At 71.1% G+C, this 1,890-nt stretch carries 1 protein-coding gene; it reads left to right on the top strand.

The genetic code is table 11. The features are described 5' to 3' along the window. Positions 1-1,890 (top strand): beta strand repeat-containing protein (locus FHS74_RS30070; protein WP_184807955.1); only part of this gene is annotated, 1,890 nt, incomplete at both ends.

The raw sequence follows: 1,890 nt of genomic DNA, 5'->3' as shown, positions 1-1,890 counted from the left end.
CTGGCGGGGCAGAGCTACACCATCGCCGAGGTGGGCGGGAGCCTGACCACCAGCGGCCTGTCGGCGGCGGCCACGGGCTTCAGCGCGACGCTGGGCAGGGGGGCCAACGGGTCGGCGACCGACCTGCTGCTGACGCTGCTCAGCGACTATGTCAGCGGCACGCTGGGGACGTTGACCAACAGCGGCACGATCAACGCCGTCACGGCGGTGAACATCACCAGCGCTGGCAGCCTGGGGACCTTGGCCAACAGCGGCACCATCATCGGCAACGTGGTCAACGCCAGCGCCCATGACCTGGTGATCGTCGGCGGTGGCACCGGGACGGTGGGGAGCTTCAGCGGCGGCACCATCCGCAACAGCCTGTCGAACCTGAGCTTCGCGTCGGGGGCGATCAGCCTGGGCGACGCCATCGACGCCACCGGCCACACGGTGGCCAACAGCGGTGCCAGCCTCACCCTGGCCAGCGACATCAGCGTCAGCGGCGCCTACAGCCAGACGGCGGGCACGCTGGCGGTGGCGGGGCATGTGCTGAGCGTCAGCGACGCGGCCCAGGTGACGGGCGGCGTGGTCAACGCCGGCCTCGGCGGCACGGCCAACTACCTGGTGGGCGACAGCGTCACCCTGATCCGGGGCGGCAATGGCTCGACCTACACCGGGGCGACGGTGGTCAGCGGCCTGACGGGCCTGGACGCGCTGGGCAGCACCAGCGGGAGCAACCTGCTGGCGGTGGCGGGCAACGACTACATCGGCGCCAGCTTCGGCACCCTCGGGGTCAGCGGCACGCTGGCCAACACGGCCGGCGGGGCGACGGCGCTGTACATCGCCGCGACCGGCACGCTGGCGGCCCTGGCCAACAGCGGCACGATCTCCGGCAACATCACCAACCTCAGCGCCCATGACCTGACCATCCAGGGCGGCGCCAACGGCACGGTGGGCCGCTTCAGCGGCGGGACCATCACCAACACCGGGGCCAATGTCATCTTCGCGTCGGGTGCGGTCAGCCTGGGTGATGCGATCAACGTCGCCAGCCACACGGTGGGCAACATCGGGGCCAGCGTCTCGCTTGCCTCCGACGTGTCGGTCACCGGGGCCTATGCCCAGACGGCGGGCAGCCTGAACGTGGCGGGCCATGTGCTGAGCGTCAGCGGGGCGGCCAGCGTCAGCGGCGGCGTGGTCAACGCCGGGGTCGGCGGCACGGCCAACTACCTGGTCGGCGACAGCGTGACGATGATCCAGGGTGGCGTGGGCTCCAGCTACTCCGGCGCCACGGTGACCAGCGGGCTGACGGGCCTGGACGCCACCGGTCGGACCAGCGGCACCAGCCTGCTGGCGGTGGCGGGCAACGACTATGTCGGCGCCAGCCTGAACACGCTGAACGTCACCGGCACGCTGGCCAACACGGCCGGTGGGGCGACGGCGCTGTACATCGCCAGCACTGGCACCCTGGGGTCCCTGGCCAACAGCGGCACGATCTCGGGCAACATCACCAACCTCAGCGCCCGCGACCTGACCATTCAGGGTGGGTCTGGGGGCACGGTGGGCCGCTTCAGCGGCGGGACCATCACCAACACCGGGGCCAATGTCATCTTCGCGTCGGGTGCGGTCAGCCTGGGCGATGCGATCAACGTCGCCAGCCACACGGTGGCCAACATCGGGGCCAGCGTCTCGCTTGCCTCCGACGTGTCGGTCACCGGGGCCTATGCCCAGACGGCGGGCAGCCTGAACGTGGCGGGCCATGTGCTGAGCGTCAGCGGGGCGGCCAGCGTCAGCGGCGGCGTGGTCAACGCCGGGGTCGGCGGCACGGCCAACTACCTGGTCGGCGACAGCGTGACGATGATCCAGGGTGGCGTGGGCTCCAGCTACACCGGCGCCACGGTGACCAGCGGGCTG

The organism is Nitrospirillum iridis, from assembly GCF_014205765.1.
Lineage (GTDB): Bacteria > Pseudomonadota > Alphaproteobacteria > Azospirillales > Azospirillaceae > Nitrospirillum > Nitrospirillum iridis.
This window is presented reverse-complemented; position numbering and strand designations above follow the sequence as displayed.